Below are 15465 nucleotides of genomic sequence, written 5' to 3'. Positions count from 1 at the left end.
CGGTTTGTTCCCGGATGAAAAGGTGACGCGAAAAAGCCGCTTTCGCAAATTCATTTATCAGAAAGGCGATATCGGAAATTCCGATATCATCGGATTCGGCCGGAGCGCAAGCTTTCGGCGATGCCGACGAAGTCGCGCGCCGCCTGCGGCAGGCTGGAGCCCTTGCGCCAGACCATGCCGACCTGGACGACCGGCAGCGAACCGGAGACGTCGCGGCTCTCGATGCGGTCGCCTTCCAGCGACCATGGACGGTAGACAAGATCGGGAAGCAGGGCCACGCCGGCGCCTGTCGCAACCAAACTGCGCACCGCCTCCACCGAGCGGGTGCGGAAGGCGACATGCGGGCGGGCGCCGAGGGCTGAGAGCAGCTTGCCGGTATTCTCCTCGATTTCGTCGACCGTCAGCATGATCAGCGGTTCGCGGGCGATGTCGGCGACCGAGATGATGTCGGCCGATACCAGCGGATGGCCCATCGGCAGCCATAGTCGATAGGGCGAGGTCTCCAAGATCTCCGCCTGCAGCGCCATCCGGTCGCGCAGATTTGATATCACCATCACGGCGACATCGAGTTCGCCGCCGACCAGGAGATGTTCGAGGTAACCACCATTGTCCTCGATGGCGCTGACCTCGATATCAGGACAGGCGCGCCGGTATCGCGCCAGCAGGTCGGAGAGCACGTAGCCGGCGACAAGCGAGGTGACGCCGATGTTCAGCGTGCCGGAGAGGGCGCTTTGCTGGCCGGAAAAGCTGGTCCGCGCATCGGAGACGGAGGCCAGGATCTTCGTCGCGTGGCGCAGGAACTGGTGGCCGTTATGGGTGATGGTCAGGCCGCGCGGATGGCGCTCGAAGAGCGCGACGCCGAGGTCGGTTTCGAGCTCCTTCAGCGCTTCCGTCACCGAGGATTGAGAGATCGAAAGGTTCTGTGCGGCGCGCGTCACCGAACCTTGTTCGGCGACGGCGACGAAATATTGAACCTGGCGAAGCGTGAAGGCCATGGGGGTTTAGAGCATGGCGGAACAGGCTGTGGCAAGCGGCCCGGAAAGCGGACCTTTTTTGGTGTTTTCTCAAAATGGCGCAGGCTTCACACGCCCACTTAAACTTTCGGAAACGTCATTTCTTTAGCGTTCTTAGCACTTGTCCTGCGTTGGAGTTTCAGATGGCGGAGCAGTTGGCGTGAAGGCCTTACTGCGCATCTTCCGGCCTTCCCGGAAATTGGCAATCATCATCGGTGGAGTCGCTCTTCTCATGGGCGTTTCCGGCGGTGCGGCGGTCTATGTCGGCAAGGACAGGCTGATCGGTGCCGCCGGTGGTGGATACGGGCTCGAATGCAGCGACGTCAACCTGGTGACGATCCGGAAGCAGGACCACGTCTGGGTACGCAAATACATCAAAACCGAACCGACCGACGGGATGACGCGCGTCAAGACTGCGCTTCGTGTCGCTCAGGCCGTCTATGCCGCGCAGAAGCCGGATCTGGTCCAGGTGGTGGTGCTCGACGAAAACGGACCGACGTTACGCGCCGACATTCGCGGCCGGGCGATCGGCGCCGATGTCGTCTATATCCCGCATCCCGACAAGACCGTTCCCGGCCTCGACGACAAGGCCTATACAGCGCGCTACTATGACGGCAAGGCCAGTGAAAATGGGCTGTTCTTCGGCGAGCGGATAGAGATGCCGTTCGACGAGGTCGCCATGATCAGCGCCGCCTTCAAGGACCCCGAGGATTGCGTCGACCCGGTCGCGGTTGGCTCCACGAAGGGTGAGGGCAAGGCAGCAGGCGGTGGACACGGCGCAGCACCGGAGACCAAGGATCCGTCTGCTCAGGAGCAGGCTGCCAAGGATGCAGCCACTCCAGCGGAAGACGCTCCCGCAGAAGAACCGCAGGCCAAGAGCGGGCACTAAACCCAAAAAGCATCAGGCGGCAGGCCTGATATTTTCCCTCATCAGCGAGGCGTCGCGCGCCGGCGGCTGGCCGAAGAAACGTGCATATTCCCTGGTGAATTGCGAGACGCTTTCGTAGCCCACCGAATAGGCGACCGAGGAGGCGTTTCCGGATTGGGAAATCAGAAGCTGGCGGGCCTGCAGCAGGCGGATACGCTTTTGGAACTGGATCGGGCTCATCGCCGTCACAGCCTTGAAATGGCGATGAAAGGCCGAGACGCTCATGGCGGTGAGGGCGGCGAGTTTTTCGACCTCGACCGCTTCGGCATAATGCTCGCGAACCCAGCGAATGGCGAGCCGTATCCGCGACAGGGCGCTATCGGGTGCTGCGATATCCCGCAGCATCCAGCCCTGCGGTCCTTGCAGCACGCGATAGAGGATTTCGCGTTCGTAGGCCGGGGCAAGGGCAGGGATATCCTGCGGGCGCTCCATGAGTTGCAGCATCCTCAGCCAGGCACCCGGAAGTTCCGGCGTCATGCGACAGACGGAATAGCCACCGCTTTGTCCCTCCTGATAGGATTGCGGCGGAAGATCCAGGAGAAGCGCTGCGACCTTTACAGGATCGAGCGATAGGCTGACGCCGATATAGGGCCGGTCGGGACCTGCCTGCTGCACCATGCCCGTCGCCGGCACATCGATCGATATCACGAAGTAGCTCGCTGGATCGTAATAATAATCCTGCCCGGCGATCGTCAGCGTCTTGCTGCCATCAAGGATCAGGTTGACCATTGGCTCATAAACGGCGCCGAGCTTGTGTTCGGGGATCTCCCCCTTGACCATCAGTATGCCGGGTATGCCGGTTTCCGTCGGGCGGTTTTCAGCGTGGGCCGTCAAGCGGCGCATCTCTTCGAGCATTGTTTGCATGGCGAAATCCTGCCCCAGCAAGTGACACGGCACAAGGCAAAAGCAGGAATAGGCAAGAACGAGGCAGTTTCCGGCGGAGTGTAGGCCGGCTGTTTCCCATAGCTTCCGGCCATCGAAGCAAAGGAGACAGAGATGAAAATCGCAATCATTACCGGCGGCAGCCGTGGCATTGGTCAATCGGCAGCGCAGGAATGCGCAAGGCGCGGCATGGGTGTCATCCTCACCTATAACAGCCACAAGCCAGGTGCGGATGAAGTCATCGCCGCGATCAAGGCAGACGGTGGTCAAGCTTTTGCGCTTGCCCTCGATGTCGGTGATGCCGACAGCTTTCCGGCCTTCGTGGCGGAGGTGAAACGGCTGCTTTCCACTTATTGGGGCCGGGATGCGTTCGATTGCCTCGTCAACAATGCCGGTTTCGGCATGTTCAATCTCATGGAGATGGTGACGACGGGCCAGTTCGACGCTCTGATGAATGTCCACCTGAAAGGGCCGTTCTTCCTGACGCAGGCATTGCTGCCGCTGATGGTCGATGGCGGCGTGATCCTCAATGTAACGAGCGCTTCCGTTCGCGTCGCAACAGCAGGTGTTGCACCCTATGCAGCCCTCAAGTCCGGACTTGAGACGTTGACCCGCTATCAGGCGAAGGAGTTCGGCGATCGCAGGATCCGCGCCAATGCTATCTCGCCCGGTCCTATCCGCACCAATCTTGCCGACGCTGCGCTGGACAAGAACCCGGAATTCGCCGCGTTGCTTGCCTCACAGACGGCTCTCGGCCGTATCGGCGAAGCCGAGGATGTCGGCCGCGTCATCGCCATGCTCGCGTCCGACGACGGCGCATGGATCAATGCGCAGACAATCGAGGTCGCCGGCGGCTACATGATCTGAGTGTGACGACGAACGCGGTCATAACAAAAACCAACGAAATACCAGTCTGCTTAAAACAAAACGGAGCGTCCTTTCGGGCGCTCCGTTTCTTCATTTTAAGGAATGTGGTTCTCAGTCGGCTTTGTTGCGGCGGGCCGGGAAGAGGATGACGTCGCGGATCGACGGCGCGTTGGTCAGAAGCATGATGAGACGGTCGACGCCGATGCCGAGGCCACCTGCCGGCGGCATGCCCTGGTCGATGGCGTCGAGGAATTCCTCATCCAACTGCTTTTCCTTTTCGCCGCGGGCATGCGCCTGTTCGAGCTGCTCGACCATGCGGCGGCGCTGCTCCTCGGGATCGTTCAGCTCCGAGAAGGCGTTGCCGAGTTCCCAGGCGTTGCAATAGGTCTCGAAGCGCTCGACCAGGCGCGGCTCGCCCGGCACTTCCTTGGCGAAGGGCGAAATGTCCTTCGGGAAATGCGTGACATGCGACGGCTGGATCAGCGTGGATTCGACCTTTTCCTCGAAGATGAAGGCGAGGCATTCGCCCCAAGTCCAATCCTTCTCGACCGCAAAGCCGGCAGCCTTGGCGGCGGCGCGCGCCTCTTCATCGGTCTTGATGGCGAGGAAGTCGATGCCGGTCGCTTCCTTGACGGCGTCGGGCATCGGGACGCGCTTGAACGGACCCTTGAAGGACATGGTCTTGTCGCCGAAGGGGAATTCCGTCGCACCGTGAATGGAGAGTGCCAAGCTCTCGAACAGCCGCTCGACGAGGTCCATGATGTCCTCATAATCGGCATAGGCCCAGTAACACTCCATCATGGTGAATTCGGGATTGTGCCGGGTGGAGACTCCTTCGTTGCGGAAGTTCCGGTTGATCTCGAACACCTTGTCGGTCAGCCCCGAGACCAGCGTGCGCTTGAGGAACAGTTCCGGTGCGATGCGCAGGTACATGTCGAGTTTGAGCGTGTTGTGATGCGTCTTGAACGGCTCGGCGGTGGCGCCGCCATAGACCGAATGCAGCATCGGCGTCTCGACTTCCATGAAGCCGTCATTTTCCATGAAGCGGCGGATGCCGGAGAGGATCTTCGAGCGCTGCTGGAAGCGGAGCTTCGAATCCTCGTTGGTCATGATGTCGAGATGGCGCTTGCGATAGCGCAACTCGATGTCGGAGAGGCCGTGCCACTTTTCCGGCATCGGCAGCAGCGACTTCGTCAGCATGGTGATTGTCTGCGCGTTGATCGTCAGCTCGCCGCGCTTGGTGCGGCGCACGATGCCGGTGACGCCGATGATGTCGCCGATGTCGATCATCGGCAGCAGGGCGCGGGCTTCTTCCGGGGTCGTGTCCTTGTGACTGAAAATCTGGATCTTGCCGCCGGCATCGTGGATGTCCATGAACATGCCGGAGTTGCGCGACGAGTAGACGCGGCCGGCGACGATGACGACATCCTGCGTCTCGACGTCAGATTCCAGGTTCTCATATTTCGCGATGAGCTCGGCATTGGTCATCGTGCGGTGGAAATGCGCCGGATAGACCTCGCCGATCTGCTCGCGCAGCAGCTTCAGCTTCTGGGTGCGCACTTCCGTCGCGTCGGAGGAAAGGGTGTTTTCGGTCTTGTTGTCAGCCATTGTCGAAATCCTCTGACTGTTCTTACTTCGAGCCGACGAGGGCGGCGACCGCCTGCGAGGCGAGCTTCAGGCGCTGACGCACAACGGACCGGCCGAGGATCGCCATGGAATCGAAGAGCGGCAGCGAGCGCGACGAGCCGGACACGGCGACGAAGAGCGGCGAGACCACGACCTTCAGCTTCTTGCCCATGCGGTCGGCGATCGCGCGCAGCTCCGCCTCGATCGTCTCGACATTCCATTCCAGGATCTTTTCGAGATCCGGCTGAACGGTGTTGAGGATCTCCAGGATCTCTTCCGGCGGCGACTTGATCTTGGCGAAGTCGGAAGGCTGCAGGCCGAGATCGGACTTCAGCAGGAAGCCGGCAAGATCGGGCAACTCACCGAGCTTGGAAATGCGTGTCTGCGACAGGCGCAGACCTTCCTTCAGGCGGTCGTTTTCCATCGCCCAAGTCAGCACACGCGCCTGGAATTCCTCCTCGGAGAGCTTCTCGCGGATCCAGCGGCCGTTCAGCCAGTCGAGCTTCTGAATGTCGAAGATCGCACCGGCCTTGGAGAGGTTTGCCGGGTCGAACTTCTCGGAGAGCTCGTCCATACCAAGGAGCTCTTCGCCCTCGGCGATCTGGATGAAGAACAGGCCGAGGAAGTTCATCAGCGCTTCCGGGATATAGCCGAGCGCGGAGTAATAGGAGATCGAGGTCGGGTTCTTGCGCTTCGACAGCTTCGACTTGTCGGCATTGCGCATCAGCGACAGATGCATGAAGACCGGCTGATCCCAGTCGAAATAGCGATAAAGCAGGATGTGCTTCGGCACCGAAGCCAGCCATTCCTCGCCGCGCGCCACATGGGTGATCTTCATCAGATGGTCGTCGATGACGTTGGCCATGTGATAGGTCGGCATGCCGTCGGCCTTGACGAGCACCTGCATGTCGACCGAATCCCACGGAATGGAGACATCGCCGTAGACGCCGTCGGTGAAGTCGCATGAGCCTTCGGCAGGAATCTTCATGCGGATGACGGTCGTCTCGCCGGCGGCAATGCGCGAGGTGACTTCCTCGGCCGTGAGGTTGAGGCAGAGACCATCGTACTTCGGCGGCTTGCCGGCGGCGCGCTGGGTTTCGCGCATCTGCTCCAGCCGCGCGGGTGTGCAGAAACAGCGGAAGGCATGGCCCTTATCCAGCAATTCCTGCCCGTAAGGCTGGTACATTTCCTTGCGGTCGGACTGGCGATAGGGGCCGTAGGGGCCGCCGATATCAGGGCCTTCCTTCCATTCCAGCCCGCACCATTTCAGCGCGTCCAACACCTTCGTTTCGAATTCCGGGGTCGAGCGTGTCGCATCGGTATCCTCGATGCGCAGGATGAACTCGCCGCCATGCTTCTTGGCGAAAAGGTAGTTGAAAAGAGCGATGTAAGCGGTGCCGACATGCGGCTCGCCGGTCGGCGAGGGAGCGATGCGGACGCGGACGCCGGTGGCTGTCCCGGAAACTGTCATTGTGTGTGCCCGTCAATGAATGCCGGACGGCTTTCATGGGAAAGCGACGTACGGCCGGAAGGATGCAGATAGCTTCATCGGCAAACCGGCCGGAAAAAGGGCATAAGCCCGCACTATCCGCCGATCGTCCGTTCGGCTGGCCTTAGGCCATATTCAACCGGGCGCGTCAAGAAAAACACGCCAGGAACGGCCTGATGGCAATGCGTGAGGGCGCGCCGGTTCCGCCGCGCCCTCCTGCCCAAGCCTCAATGCGCGGCGTCGCGTTTTCGCTTGCGGGCGTTGCGCGCGAACATGTTCAGCACCTCGACCAGCGCCGAGAAGGCCATGGCGGCGTAGACGTAGCCCTTCGGCACATGGAAGCCCATGCCTTCGGCGATCAGCGTCGTGCCGATCATCAGCAGGAAGGCGAGCGCCAGCATGACGATCGTCGGGTTCCTCTCGATGAAGTTGGCAAGCGGGGTCGCGGCGACAAGCATGACGGTGACTGCGGCGACGACGGCGACCACCATGATCGGCAGATGTGGCGTCATGCCGACGGCGGTGATGATGCTGTCGACGGAGAAGACGAGGTCGAGCAGAAGGATCTGGCCGATGGCCGATGCAAAGCCTGTCGTGGCCGAACTTGCGATGAAGTCCTCGCCGTGATCTTCCGGATCGACGCTGTGGTGGATTTCCTTGGTGGCCTTCCAGACGAGGAACAGACCGCCGGCAATCAGGATCAGATCCTTCCAGGAGAAACCGTGGCCGAAGGCTTCAAACAGCGGTTCGGTCAGCTGCACGATCCAGGCGATGGTGCCGAGCAGGGCGAGACGCATGACGAGCGCAAGACCGATGCCGATCTTGCGGGCCTTCTCGCGGTGCTCGGGCGGCAGTTTGTTGGTGAGAATGGAAATGAAGATCAGGTTGTCGATCCCGAGAACGACTTCCATCACCACCAGCGTGATGAGCGCCACCCAGGCGGCCGGATCCTGAATGAGCGTCATGATTTCCTGCATCAGCATATATCCCTTTTGCGCCACATGAGTAATGACGCTCGCAATGTAATGTCGCCGGCCTGCCAGGCAAGCGCCGCAAGGGGGTATACGAAACCGATGTGACTTTTATTCCCTGGAACAGGATTTAAGGCCGGGTCGGCCTTAAAATTGAATCTTGATTAAAGAGTTAGAGCATGATGTCGTCCGAAAACCGCTCGCACTTTTCGGCATTATGCTCTGATCGGCAACCAGATTTCGGTGACGCCCATGCCGGTATAGGGGTCGAAGCGCTCGTCGTAGCGTTCGAACATGTCGGGTGTCTCGCTGTGCTCTAGGCCCGAGGTCGGCCACCATGCGCCAAAAATGCGGTTCATCGTCGCCGGAATGCCGGAGACGTGGCCGCGATGGGCAAAGACGACGTAGCGCTGGCCTGGAAGCTTGAGCGTTGCAAAATCCGCCGGCAGATCACCCGCATCGGAGATCTCGACCGCGGCCATATAGCGGAATTTCTCCGCTTCTCCGTCGATATGCGTACAGATGCCGTAGGCGACATTGCCTTTCTGACCGGAGATATGTCCGAAATGGGCATTGAATTTCTGCCAGAGAGAGGGGATGGCGGCATTGCCGCCATAGGGGTAGATCTCCTGCAGGCCGGCAAACAGCATCGGTTGGAGGGTTTCGAAACGGGGCGGTTCGAGGTCGTTGAGGTGGGCGGGGTCCATTCTGATCGGCTCCAGCAAGACAAGGTTACAGGCGTGCCCCTGTCTGCGCACCGCATCCGGCGTCATGCCGAACTGGTCGCGGAAGGCACGGGTGAAGGCCTCGTGCGAGCCGTAGCCCGCGCAAAGCGCAACCTCGAGAATGGTGGATGAGCTGCCGACCAGTGTGGGCACGGCGCGGCTGAGGCGCCGCCCTCTTATATAGCCGCTGATCGAGTAGCCGGTGACGAGCCCGAAGACGCGCGACAGATGGTAGCGCGACAATCCGGCTGCTTCCGATATCTCTTCCAGCGATATATCGCTTTCGAAATGGCTCTCGATGAACCAGATCGCCCGTCCGACAGCGCTCATCCTTATTCTCCTACAGCGCCGCGCGTCTTTTCCAGGCGCGCAAAGGACGCTGTAACACTTTGAAGTGCTGCATAATTTTATCCTTAAATCGATTCCGATTTAAGGAATTATGCAGTGTTGCGACTCTTCCTTAAAGAAAAGTCGGCAGCCGGATTTGATCGCTATTGCGGGATTTTGGCCGACGGAACGCGGCAGTCAAGGATGCGGTCAGGCGGTCTCGTGCCGGCGCGCGCCATAGGCGGCCATGAAGACCCGGATCGCGCCGCGGATGACGCGCTCGATTTCGTCACGGGACGGCGGCTCTTCCATGCTTCCGAACAGGCGGAGCTTGAAGAAACTACCGCTGGCGAGATCGAGGAACTGGCCGGCGGCCAGATCGATGTCGTCGATCTCAAACCTGCCTTCGGCGATGTGGCGTTCCAGGAAGTCGCGCATGATGGTGCGCAGGTTTTCCGGACCCTTGAAGAAGCGTTGACAGAGCACCGGCATGCGGTCGCGAACGCCGAGAACGGTGCGCATCGCGCTGATGACCTTTTCATCGGTCATATGGGTGACGAAGCTTATCCCGAATTCGTACAGGCCGGCTTCGGGATCGTCATGTTCGGCAAGCGCCGTGCGCACGGCCGCCACGAAGGCGGCGCGCTCGGTCTCGATCATCGCCGAAAACAGCTCTTCCTTGTTGGTGAAATAGACGTAGAGCGTTCCCTTGGAGACGCCGGCCTCACGCGTCACGTCGTTCATGCTGGCGGCGTCGAAACCCATCTTCATGAAAACGCGCTTGGCGCCGGCGAGGATCTGCTGGCGCTTGGCCGGATCTTCGCCTGCGGCAAATCGGCCTCCGGCAGCGGGAGGACTGAATACGGCGGCGTGGTCGGGTTTCAGCGTCATGTCCTCTTAACCGTGTTGACGGTTTCGCTTTTTCTTTAAAAGAAATCGAACCGATTGGTTCTATACATCTTGATATGACGATAAAACAGGTTTAAGTCAACTGAACCGAACCGTTCAGTTCGATTATTTACTCCAGATCGGTAAAGTGGCTATGTCGAGCAACCAGAAGAGCAACGTCGCGCGGATCGTCAGCGAAAACGCCGAGACCGAAGAGGTAAAGGCGGATGTCGCGGCCGTAGAAGCCCCGACGGCAGAAGCCCGCGAACTTCCCTCTGCTCCCGCGCAGTCGGCGCCGGCTTCGGTCGCCGCCGCACCCGCGGCTGCGAAGAAGCGCCGCAGCCCGGTGCTGCCGATCGTCGTGCTTGCCCTTCTCGCAGGCGGCGGCTGGTATGGTTACGAATGGTGGACGAACGGCCGCTTCATGGTGTCGACCGACGACGCCTATATCGAAGGCGATATCGCAACGATTTCGCCGAAGGTCACGGGCTACGTCGCGAAGGTGAACGTTGTCGCCAACCAGGAAGTCAAAGCGGGCGACGTGCTTGCCACGCTTGATAACGGCGACTATCAGAACGCCCTCGATTTGGCCCAGGCCCAGATCGTCACCGAACAGCTTTCGCTGCAGCGTATCGACGCGCAGATCGAAGGCGCGAATGCGAGCCTGGTGCAGGCGCAGGCGCAGAAGGTGGCACTCGAAGCGGCCGTTCGCGGTGCCGAGATTACTCAGAAGCGCCAGAGCGACCTTCAGGCGAAGTCGGTCGGCACCGCCGCCGATCTCGACAACGCCAATATCGCCCTCGACCAGGCCAAGGCCAATCTTGCCGGCGGCGATGCCAACATCACCGCTGCACAGGCCAACATCACCATTCTCCAGGCCCAGCGCAAGGAAGCCGAAGGCTCGGTCCGTTCGCTGGAAATCTCACGCGACAAGGCCGTTCGCGACCTTTCCTTCACCGTGCTCAAGGCGCCTTATGACGGCATTGTCGGCAACCGCTCCGTCCAGGAAGGCGACCTCGTCTCTCCCGGCCAGCGCCTGATGGCACTCGTTCCGGTGCGCCAGCTCTACATCGACGCCAATTTCAAGGAAACGCAGATCCAGCATCTGGTGCCGGGCTCGAAGGTCAACGTCCAGGTCGATGCCTATAGCGATCATCCGATCGTGGGCACCGTCGAATCGATCTCACCGGCTTCCGGCTCGGTCTTTTCGATGCTGCCGCCGGAAAACGCCACGGGCAATTTCACCAAGGTGATCCAGCGCGTGCCTGTGCGCATCGCGCTGCCGCAGGAAGCGCTCGACAGCGGGCGGCTGCGCGCGGGCCTGAGCGTCGTCGTCGACGTCGACACCCGTACGGCGCCGAGCAAGTAAGCCTTCAGGAAAGGCGGAGGTGGTCTGATGGCCGGGAGCGCGACAGCAACAGCGGGGACGATTCCGGCGGCACCCGCCCATGCCGACGAACGCATGGATCCGAAGAAGCTTATCGCCTTCTTCGCGATGGTGCTCGGCATGTTCATGTCGATCCTCGACATCCAGATCGTCTCGGCTTCTCTTGCCGAAATCCAGGCCGGCCTTTCTGCAGGCAGCGACGAGGTCGGCTGGGTGCAGACGGCCTATCTGATCGCCGAAGTGATCATGATCCCACTTTCGGGCACGTTGGCGCGCATCATCTCGACGCGTTATCTCTTCGCAATCTCGGCTGCCGGCTTCACCATGGCGAGCGCGCTGGCGGCGACGGCCACCAATATCGATCAGATGATCGTTTACCGCGTCATCCAGGGCTTCATCGGCGGCGGCATGATTCCGTCGGTCTTCGCGGCCGCCTTCACCATCTTCCCGCCGTCGAAGCGTAGCATCGTCTCGCCGATCATCGGCCTGATCGCGACGCTGGCGCCGACCATCGGCCCGACCGTCGGCGGTTATCTCAGCCATGCCTTTTCCTGGCACTGGCTGTTCCTCGTCAACATCGTTCCCGGTATCATCGTCACCATCGTCACCTGGAACTTCATCGATTTCGACAAGCCGGAACTGTCGCTCTTCAAGAAGTTCGACTGGTGGGGTCTGATCTCGATGGGCGTCTTCCTCGGCGCGCTGGAATATGTGCTCGAAGAGGGCAATTCGAACGACTGGTTCAACGACAGCTCGATCGCCATCGCAGCGGTTGCCTCCGGCGTTGCGGCCATCGTCTTTTTCTATCGCGCCTTCACGGTGGATTTCCCGGTCGTCGACCTCAAGGCCTTTTCGAACCGGAATTTCTCCTTCGGCTCGGTGTTTTCCTTCGTCATGGGCATCGGCCTTTATGGCCTCACCTATATCTATCCTGTTTATCTCGGGCGCATCCGCGGCTATGATTCATTGATGATCGGCGAGACGATGTTCGTCTCCGGGCTGGCGATGTTCTTCACCGCGCCGATCGCTGGGCGGCTGTCGACCAAGATGGACCTGCGGTTGATGATGGTGATCGGCTTCGTCAGCTTCGCCGCCGGCACCTTCATCATGATGCATCTGACGGCGGATTGGGATTTCTACGAACTCTTCATCCCGCAGATCCTGCGCGGCTTCGGGCTGATGATGTGCATGGTGCCGATCAACAACATCGCGCTCGGCACGATGCCGCCCTCGCGCATCCGCGGCGCGTCCGGCCTGTTCAACCTGACCCGAAACCTCGGCGGCGCCGTCGGCCTTGCCGTCATCAATACCGTGCTCACCAACCGGCAGGACGTGCATTATGAGCGGCTGCGGGAGAATATGGATTGGGGCAACCCGGCGGCGATCGACCAGATGAACAACATGGCCGCCAATTTCAACACCTATGGCATGGATGGCGCCTCGGTTGCGATCAAGCAGATGGTCGGGCTTGCCACCAAACAGGCGATCATCCTTTCCTTCAGCGACGTGTTCCTGATCCTGACCGCGCTTTTCCTCGCGATGATCCTCGGTGTCGCCATGATCAAGAAACCCGCGCCGCAAGGCGGGGGAGGCGGTGGCGGCCACTGACCTCCGGCCTGCCGCCCCTTGAAAAGGCCCTCTTCGGAGGGCCTTTTTGTTGCCGTCTTCCGGCCGCTGTGGCATCAGGCGGATGACTGTGGGCCGGGTCGGAAAACCGACGTGGAAACCGGCCTGTCAGATTTTTTGATTTACGTACATCAAAATTGGCGCTAATGGTCTCGTCAGGAGGAATGATGAGGCCAACCGTTCACGATATCGCCGCTGCCGCCGGTGTCAGTCTCGCGACTGTCGACCGGGTTCTCAACCAGCGGCCCGGTGTGCGCCACGTCACGCGGGAAAAGGTCGAGACCGCGATCCGCGAACTCGGTTATGTCAGAGACGTCGCCGCCGCCAATCTTGCCAAGGGGCGCACCTATCCGCTGGTCTTCATCCTTCCGGCCAGCGATAATTCCTTCATGCACGGGCTCAATGCCGAAATCCGTCAGGCGATCCTCCGCTCGTCGGCCGAGCGTACCGATATCCGCACCATCGAGGTGCCGGCCTTCGATCCCGCCGCCCTCGTCGCCGTGCTTGAAGGGCTTTCCCGGGAAAAGCCCTGCGGCATTGCGCTGGTTGCGACCGATGCGCCTGACGTGCGCGCCGCCGTCGACAGGCTGGTGCGCGAGCGCTTTCCCGTCGTCACCCTGGTTTCCGATCTCACGGGGTCGCTGCGCCATCACTATGCCGGCGTCGACAATATCGCAGCCGGCCGCACAGCCGCCCGCCTGCTCGGACGATTCCTCGGGCCGCGAAAGGGCGAAATAGCCGTGCTCGCCGGTTCCATGCTGGTGCGCGACCATCGCGAGCGGCTGGAGGGCTTCACCGCTGTCATGGCCGAGGAATTTCCGGATCTTGCGATCCTGCCGGTTCTCGAAGGCCGCGACGACCCGGAGGTCGCCCACAGGCTTGTTGCCGACGCGCTCGGGAATGCCGACATCATCGGCGTCTACAGCCTCGGCGCCGGCAATCGCGGCCTGATCCGGGCGCTGAAGGAGAAGGCCGTCGATCGCGTACTGACTGTCATTGCCCACGAGTTGACCGCCCATACGCGCGCAGCACTGATCGACAATACGATCGATGCGATCCTCAACCAGGATGCCGGCCATGAGGTGCGCAGCGCGATCCGCGTACTGAAAGCCAAGGCGGACGGGCTTGCCGTCATCGAAGCGCAGGAGCGCATCCGCCTCGACATATTCCTGAAAGACAATCTGCCGTAACGGCAAAGGGAGAAATACCACATGTATCTGGGTCTCGATCTCGGAACCTCCGGCGTCAAGGCGATGCTGATCGACGGTGATCAGAAGATCATCGGCTCTGCCAATGGTTCGCTCGACGTCTCGCGTCCGCATTCCGGCTGGTCGGAACAGGAGCCGGCCCACTGGGTACGCGCCACGGAAGAGGCTGTCGCCGGCCTCAAGGCAAAACATCCGAAGGAGTTGGCGGCGGTCAAGGGCATCGGCCTTTCCGGCCAGATGCATGGCGCAACGCTCATCGATGCCACTGATAAGGTGCTGCGCCCCTGCATCCTTTGGAACGACACCCGCAGCTACGTCGAGGCCGCGGCACTCGATGCCGATCCGCGCTTTCGCGCGCTGACCGGCAATATCGTCTTTCCCGGTTTCACGGCACCGAAGCTCGCCTGGGTCGCAAAACATGAGCCCGATGTCTTCGGCAAGATCGCCAAGGTGCTGTTGCCGAAGGACTATCTGCGTCTCTGGCTGACCGGCGACTATATCTCTGAAATGTCGGATTCGGCCGGCACCTCCTGGCTCAACACCGGCAAGCGTGCCTGGTCGTCGGAACTGCTGGCCGCCACCAAGCTTTCCGAGGAACAGATGCCGGCGCTTGTCGAAGGCACCGAGCAGGCCGGCAAGCTGCGGTCCGAACTGGCGGCGCAATGGGGCATATCAGGCGATGTCGTCATTGCCGGCGGTGCCGGCGACAATGCGGCTTCGGCCTGCGGCATGGGCACGGTCAGCGACGGCGCCGCCTTCGTCTCGCTCGGCACATCAGGTGTGCTTTTTGCTGCCAACGCTTCCTATTTGCCGAAGCCGGAAAGCGCCGTGCATGCCTTCTGCCACGCGCTGCCGAACACCTGGCACCAGATGGGCGTCATCCTGTCGGCCACCGATGCGCTGAACTGGCATTCTGGTGTAACCGGCAAGTCGGCCGCCGATCTCACCGGCGAACTCGGCGAGACGCTGAAGGCGCCCACCGGCGTCACTTTCCTGCCCTATCTCTCCGGCGAGCGCACGCCGCACAATGATGCCGTCATCCGTGGCGCCTTCATCGGCCTCGAACACGAAAGCAGCCGTGTCGTTCTTACACAAGCGGTGCTCGAAGGCGTCGCCTTCGCCATTCGCGACAATCTCGAAGCGCTGCGTTCGGCCGGCACCGGCATATCCCGGGTCACGGCGATCGGCGGCGGTTCACGCTCGCGTTACTGGCTGGCGTCGATCGCGACCGCGCTCGGCGTTCCGGTCGACCTGCCGGCTGACGGCGATTTCGGCGCGGCCTTCGGGGCAGCCCGCCTCGGCCTGATCGCAGCAACGGGGGCAGATCCCATTGCCGTCTGCACGCCGCCGGTGACGGCAGGCACGATCGAGCCTGTGGCGGCGCTAAGCGGCGCTTATGAGGATGCCTACAAGCGCTACCGAGCGCTTTACCCGGCGATCAAGTCGCTGGCGCATTGAGAACTGGAGCCAGCGGCCCCCTCATCCGCCTGCCGGAACCGACCGGGGTCGAGCCACGGGTCTCAACCCG

The 15465-nt window shown here is 61.2% G+C and carries 13 protein-coding genes; 6 read left to right on the top strand and 7 right to left on the bottom strand.

The window, feature by feature from the left end:
- Positions 1-86 precede the first annotated feature (86 nt).
- On the bottom strand, positions 87-995 hold the full coding sequence (locus AC2444_RS18800; protein ID WP_003552957.1) for a LysR family transcriptional regulator: 909 nt from the start codon (positions 993-995) through the stop codon (positions 87-89).
- Positions 996-1173: 178 nt separating this feature from the next.
- Here AC2444_RS18800 and AC2444_RS18795 point away from each other — a divergent pair, with 178 nt between their 5' ends.
- Complete coding sequence (locus AC2444_RS18795) at positions 1174-1902, top strand: hypothetical protein (RefSeq protein ID WP_012759044.1); 729 nt, start codon at positions 1174-1176, stop codon at positions 1900-1902.
- A gap of 12 nt (positions 1903-1914) precedes the next feature.
- On the opposite strand, the gene AC2444_RS18790 is transcribed toward AC2444_RS18795, so the two are convergent.
- Positions 1915-2805, bottom strand: coding sequence for an AraC family transcriptional regulator (locus tag AC2444_RS18790; RefSeq protein ID WP_012759043.1), 891 nt, complete (start codon positions 2803-2805; stop codon positions 1915-1917).
- 132 nt (positions 2806-2937) lie between these two features.
- Between AC2444_RS18790 and AC2444_RS18785 the strand changes: the two genes are divergently transcribed.
- Positions 2938-3690, top strand: coding sequence for an SDR family NAD(P)-dependent oxidoreductase (locus AC2444_RS18785; protein ID WP_012759042.1), 753 nt, complete (start codon positions 2938-2940; stop codon positions 3688-3690).
- Between the two features lie 111 nt (positions 3691-3801).
- Here AC2444_RS18785 and lysS read toward each other — a convergent pair whose 3' ends face one another.
- The 5 genes from lysS to AC2444_RS18760 form a co-directional block, all read right to left on the bottom strand.
- Entirely contained in the window at positions 3802-5298 is a 1497-nt protein-coding gene (gene lysS, locus AC2444_RS18780) for a lysine--tRNA ligase (RefSeq protein ID WP_012759041.1), read from the bottom strand.
- A gap of 22 nt (positions 5299-5320) precedes the next feature.
- A complete protein-coding gene (gene gltX, locus AC2444_RS18775; RefSeq protein WP_012759040.1) occupies positions 5321-6787 on the bottom strand; it encodes a glutamate--tRNA ligase in 1467 nt (488 codons plus the stop codon).
- Positions 6788-7032: 245 nt separating this feature from the next.
- On the bottom strand, positions 7033-7782 hold the full coding sequence (locus AC2444_RS18770; RefSeq protein ID WP_018072717.1) for a TerC family protein: 750 nt from the start codon (positions 7780-7782) through the stop codon (positions 7033-7035).
- 209 nt (positions 7783-7991) lie between these two features.
- Complete coding sequence (locus AC2444_RS18765; RefSeq protein WP_012759038.1) at positions 7992-8831, bottom strand: AraC family transcriptional regulator; 840 nt, start codon at positions 8829-8831, stop codon at positions 7992-7994.
- 207 nt (positions 8832-9038) lie between these two features.
- Entirely contained in the window at positions 9039-9719 is a 681-nt protein-coding gene (locus AC2444_RS18760) for a TetR/AcrR family transcriptional regulator (protein ID WP_012759037.1), read from the bottom strand.
- Positions 9720-9870: 151 nt separating this feature from the next.
- Here AC2444_RS18760 and AC2444_RS18755 point away from each other — a divergent pair, with 151 nt between their 5' ends.
- The 4 genes from AC2444_RS18755 to xylB all read left to right on the top strand — a co-directional run bounded on the left by AC2444_RS18755 (position 9871) and on the right by xylB (position 15395).
- On the top strand, positions 9871-11085 hold the full coding sequence (locus AC2444_RS18755; protein ID WP_012759036.1) for an HlyD family secretion protein: 1215 nt from the start codon (positions 9871-9873) through the stop codon (positions 11083-11085).
- A gap of 27 nt (positions 11086-11112) precedes the next feature.
- The gene (locus tag AC2444_RS18750) at positions 11113-12711 is read left to right on the top strand and encodes a DHA2 family efflux MFS transporter permease subunit (protein ID WP_012759035.1); all 1599 of its coding nucleotides are present in this window, start codon (positions 11113-11115) and stop codon (positions 12709-12711) included.
- 185 nt (positions 12712-12896) lie between these two features.
- Entirely contained in the window at positions 12897-13919 is a 1023-nt protein-coding gene (locus tag AC2444_RS18745) for a LacI family DNA-binding transcriptional regulator (protein ID WP_012759034.1), read from the top strand.
- A gap of 21 nt (positions 13920-13940) precedes the next feature.
- Positions 13941-15395, top strand: coding sequence for a xylulokinase (xylB, locus tag AC2444_RS18740; RefSeq protein WP_012759033.1), 1455 nt, complete (start codon positions 13941-13943; stop codon positions 15393-15395).
- Positions 15396-15465: the final 70 nt, after the last annotated feature.

This window comes from Rhizobium sp. WSM1328, assembly GCF_057653715.1.
The sequence above is the reverse complement of the archived record's forward strand: the minus strand, read 5'-3'. Positions and strand labels throughout refer to the sequence as shown.

Excerpts from the sequence above, each read along its gene's own strand:
- xylB (WP_012759033.1), top strand. The coding sequence starts at position 13,941 with ATGTATCTGGGTCTCGATCTCGGAACCTCCGGCGTCAAGGCGATGCTG.
- AC2444_RS18790 (WP_012759043.1), bottom strand. The coding sequence starts at position 2,805 with ATGCAAACAATGCTCGAAGAGATGCGCCGCTTGACGGCCCACGCTGAA.
- lysS (WP_012759041.1), bottom strand. The coding sequence starts at position 5,298 with ATGGCTGACAACAAGACCGAAAACACCCTTTCCTCCGACGCGACGGAA.
- AC2444_RS18745 (WP_012759034.1), top strand. The coding sequence starts at position 12,897 with ATGAGGCCAACCGTTCACGATATCGCCGCTGCCGCCGGTGTCAGTCTC.
- AC2444_RS18785 (WP_012759042.1), top strand. The coding sequence starts at position 2,938 with ATGAAAATCGCAATCATTACCGGCGGCAGCCGTGGCATTGGTCAATCG.
- AC2444_RS18770 (WP_018072717.1), bottom strand. The coding sequence starts at position 7,782 with ATGCAGGAAATCATGACGCTCATTCAGGATCCGGCCGCCTGGGTGGCG.
- AC2444_RS18765 (WP_012759038.1), bottom strand. The coding sequence starts at position 8,831 with ATGAGCGCTGTCGGACGGGCGATCTGGTTCATCGAGAGCCATTTCGAA.
- AC2444_RS18755 (WP_012759036.1), top strand. The coding sequence starts at position 9,871 with ATGTCGAGCAACCAGAAGAGCAACGTCGCGCGGATCGTCAGCGAAAAC.
- AC2444_RS18800 (WP_003552957.1), bottom strand. The coding sequence starts at position 995 with ATGGCCTTCACGCTTCGCCAGGTTCAATATTTCGTCGCCGTCGCCGAA.
- gltX (WP_012759040.1), bottom strand. The coding sequence starts at position 6,787 with ATGACAGTTTCCGGGACAGCCACCGGCGTCCGCGTCCGCATCGCTCCC.
- AC2444_RS18760 (WP_012759037.1), bottom strand. The coding sequence starts at position 9,719 with ATGACGCTGAAACCCGACCACGCCGCCGTATTCAGTCCTCCCGCTGCC.
- AC2444_RS18750 (WP_012759035.1), top strand. The coding sequence starts at position 11,113 with ATGGCCGGGAGCGCGACAGCAACAGCGGGGACGATTCCGGCGGCACCC.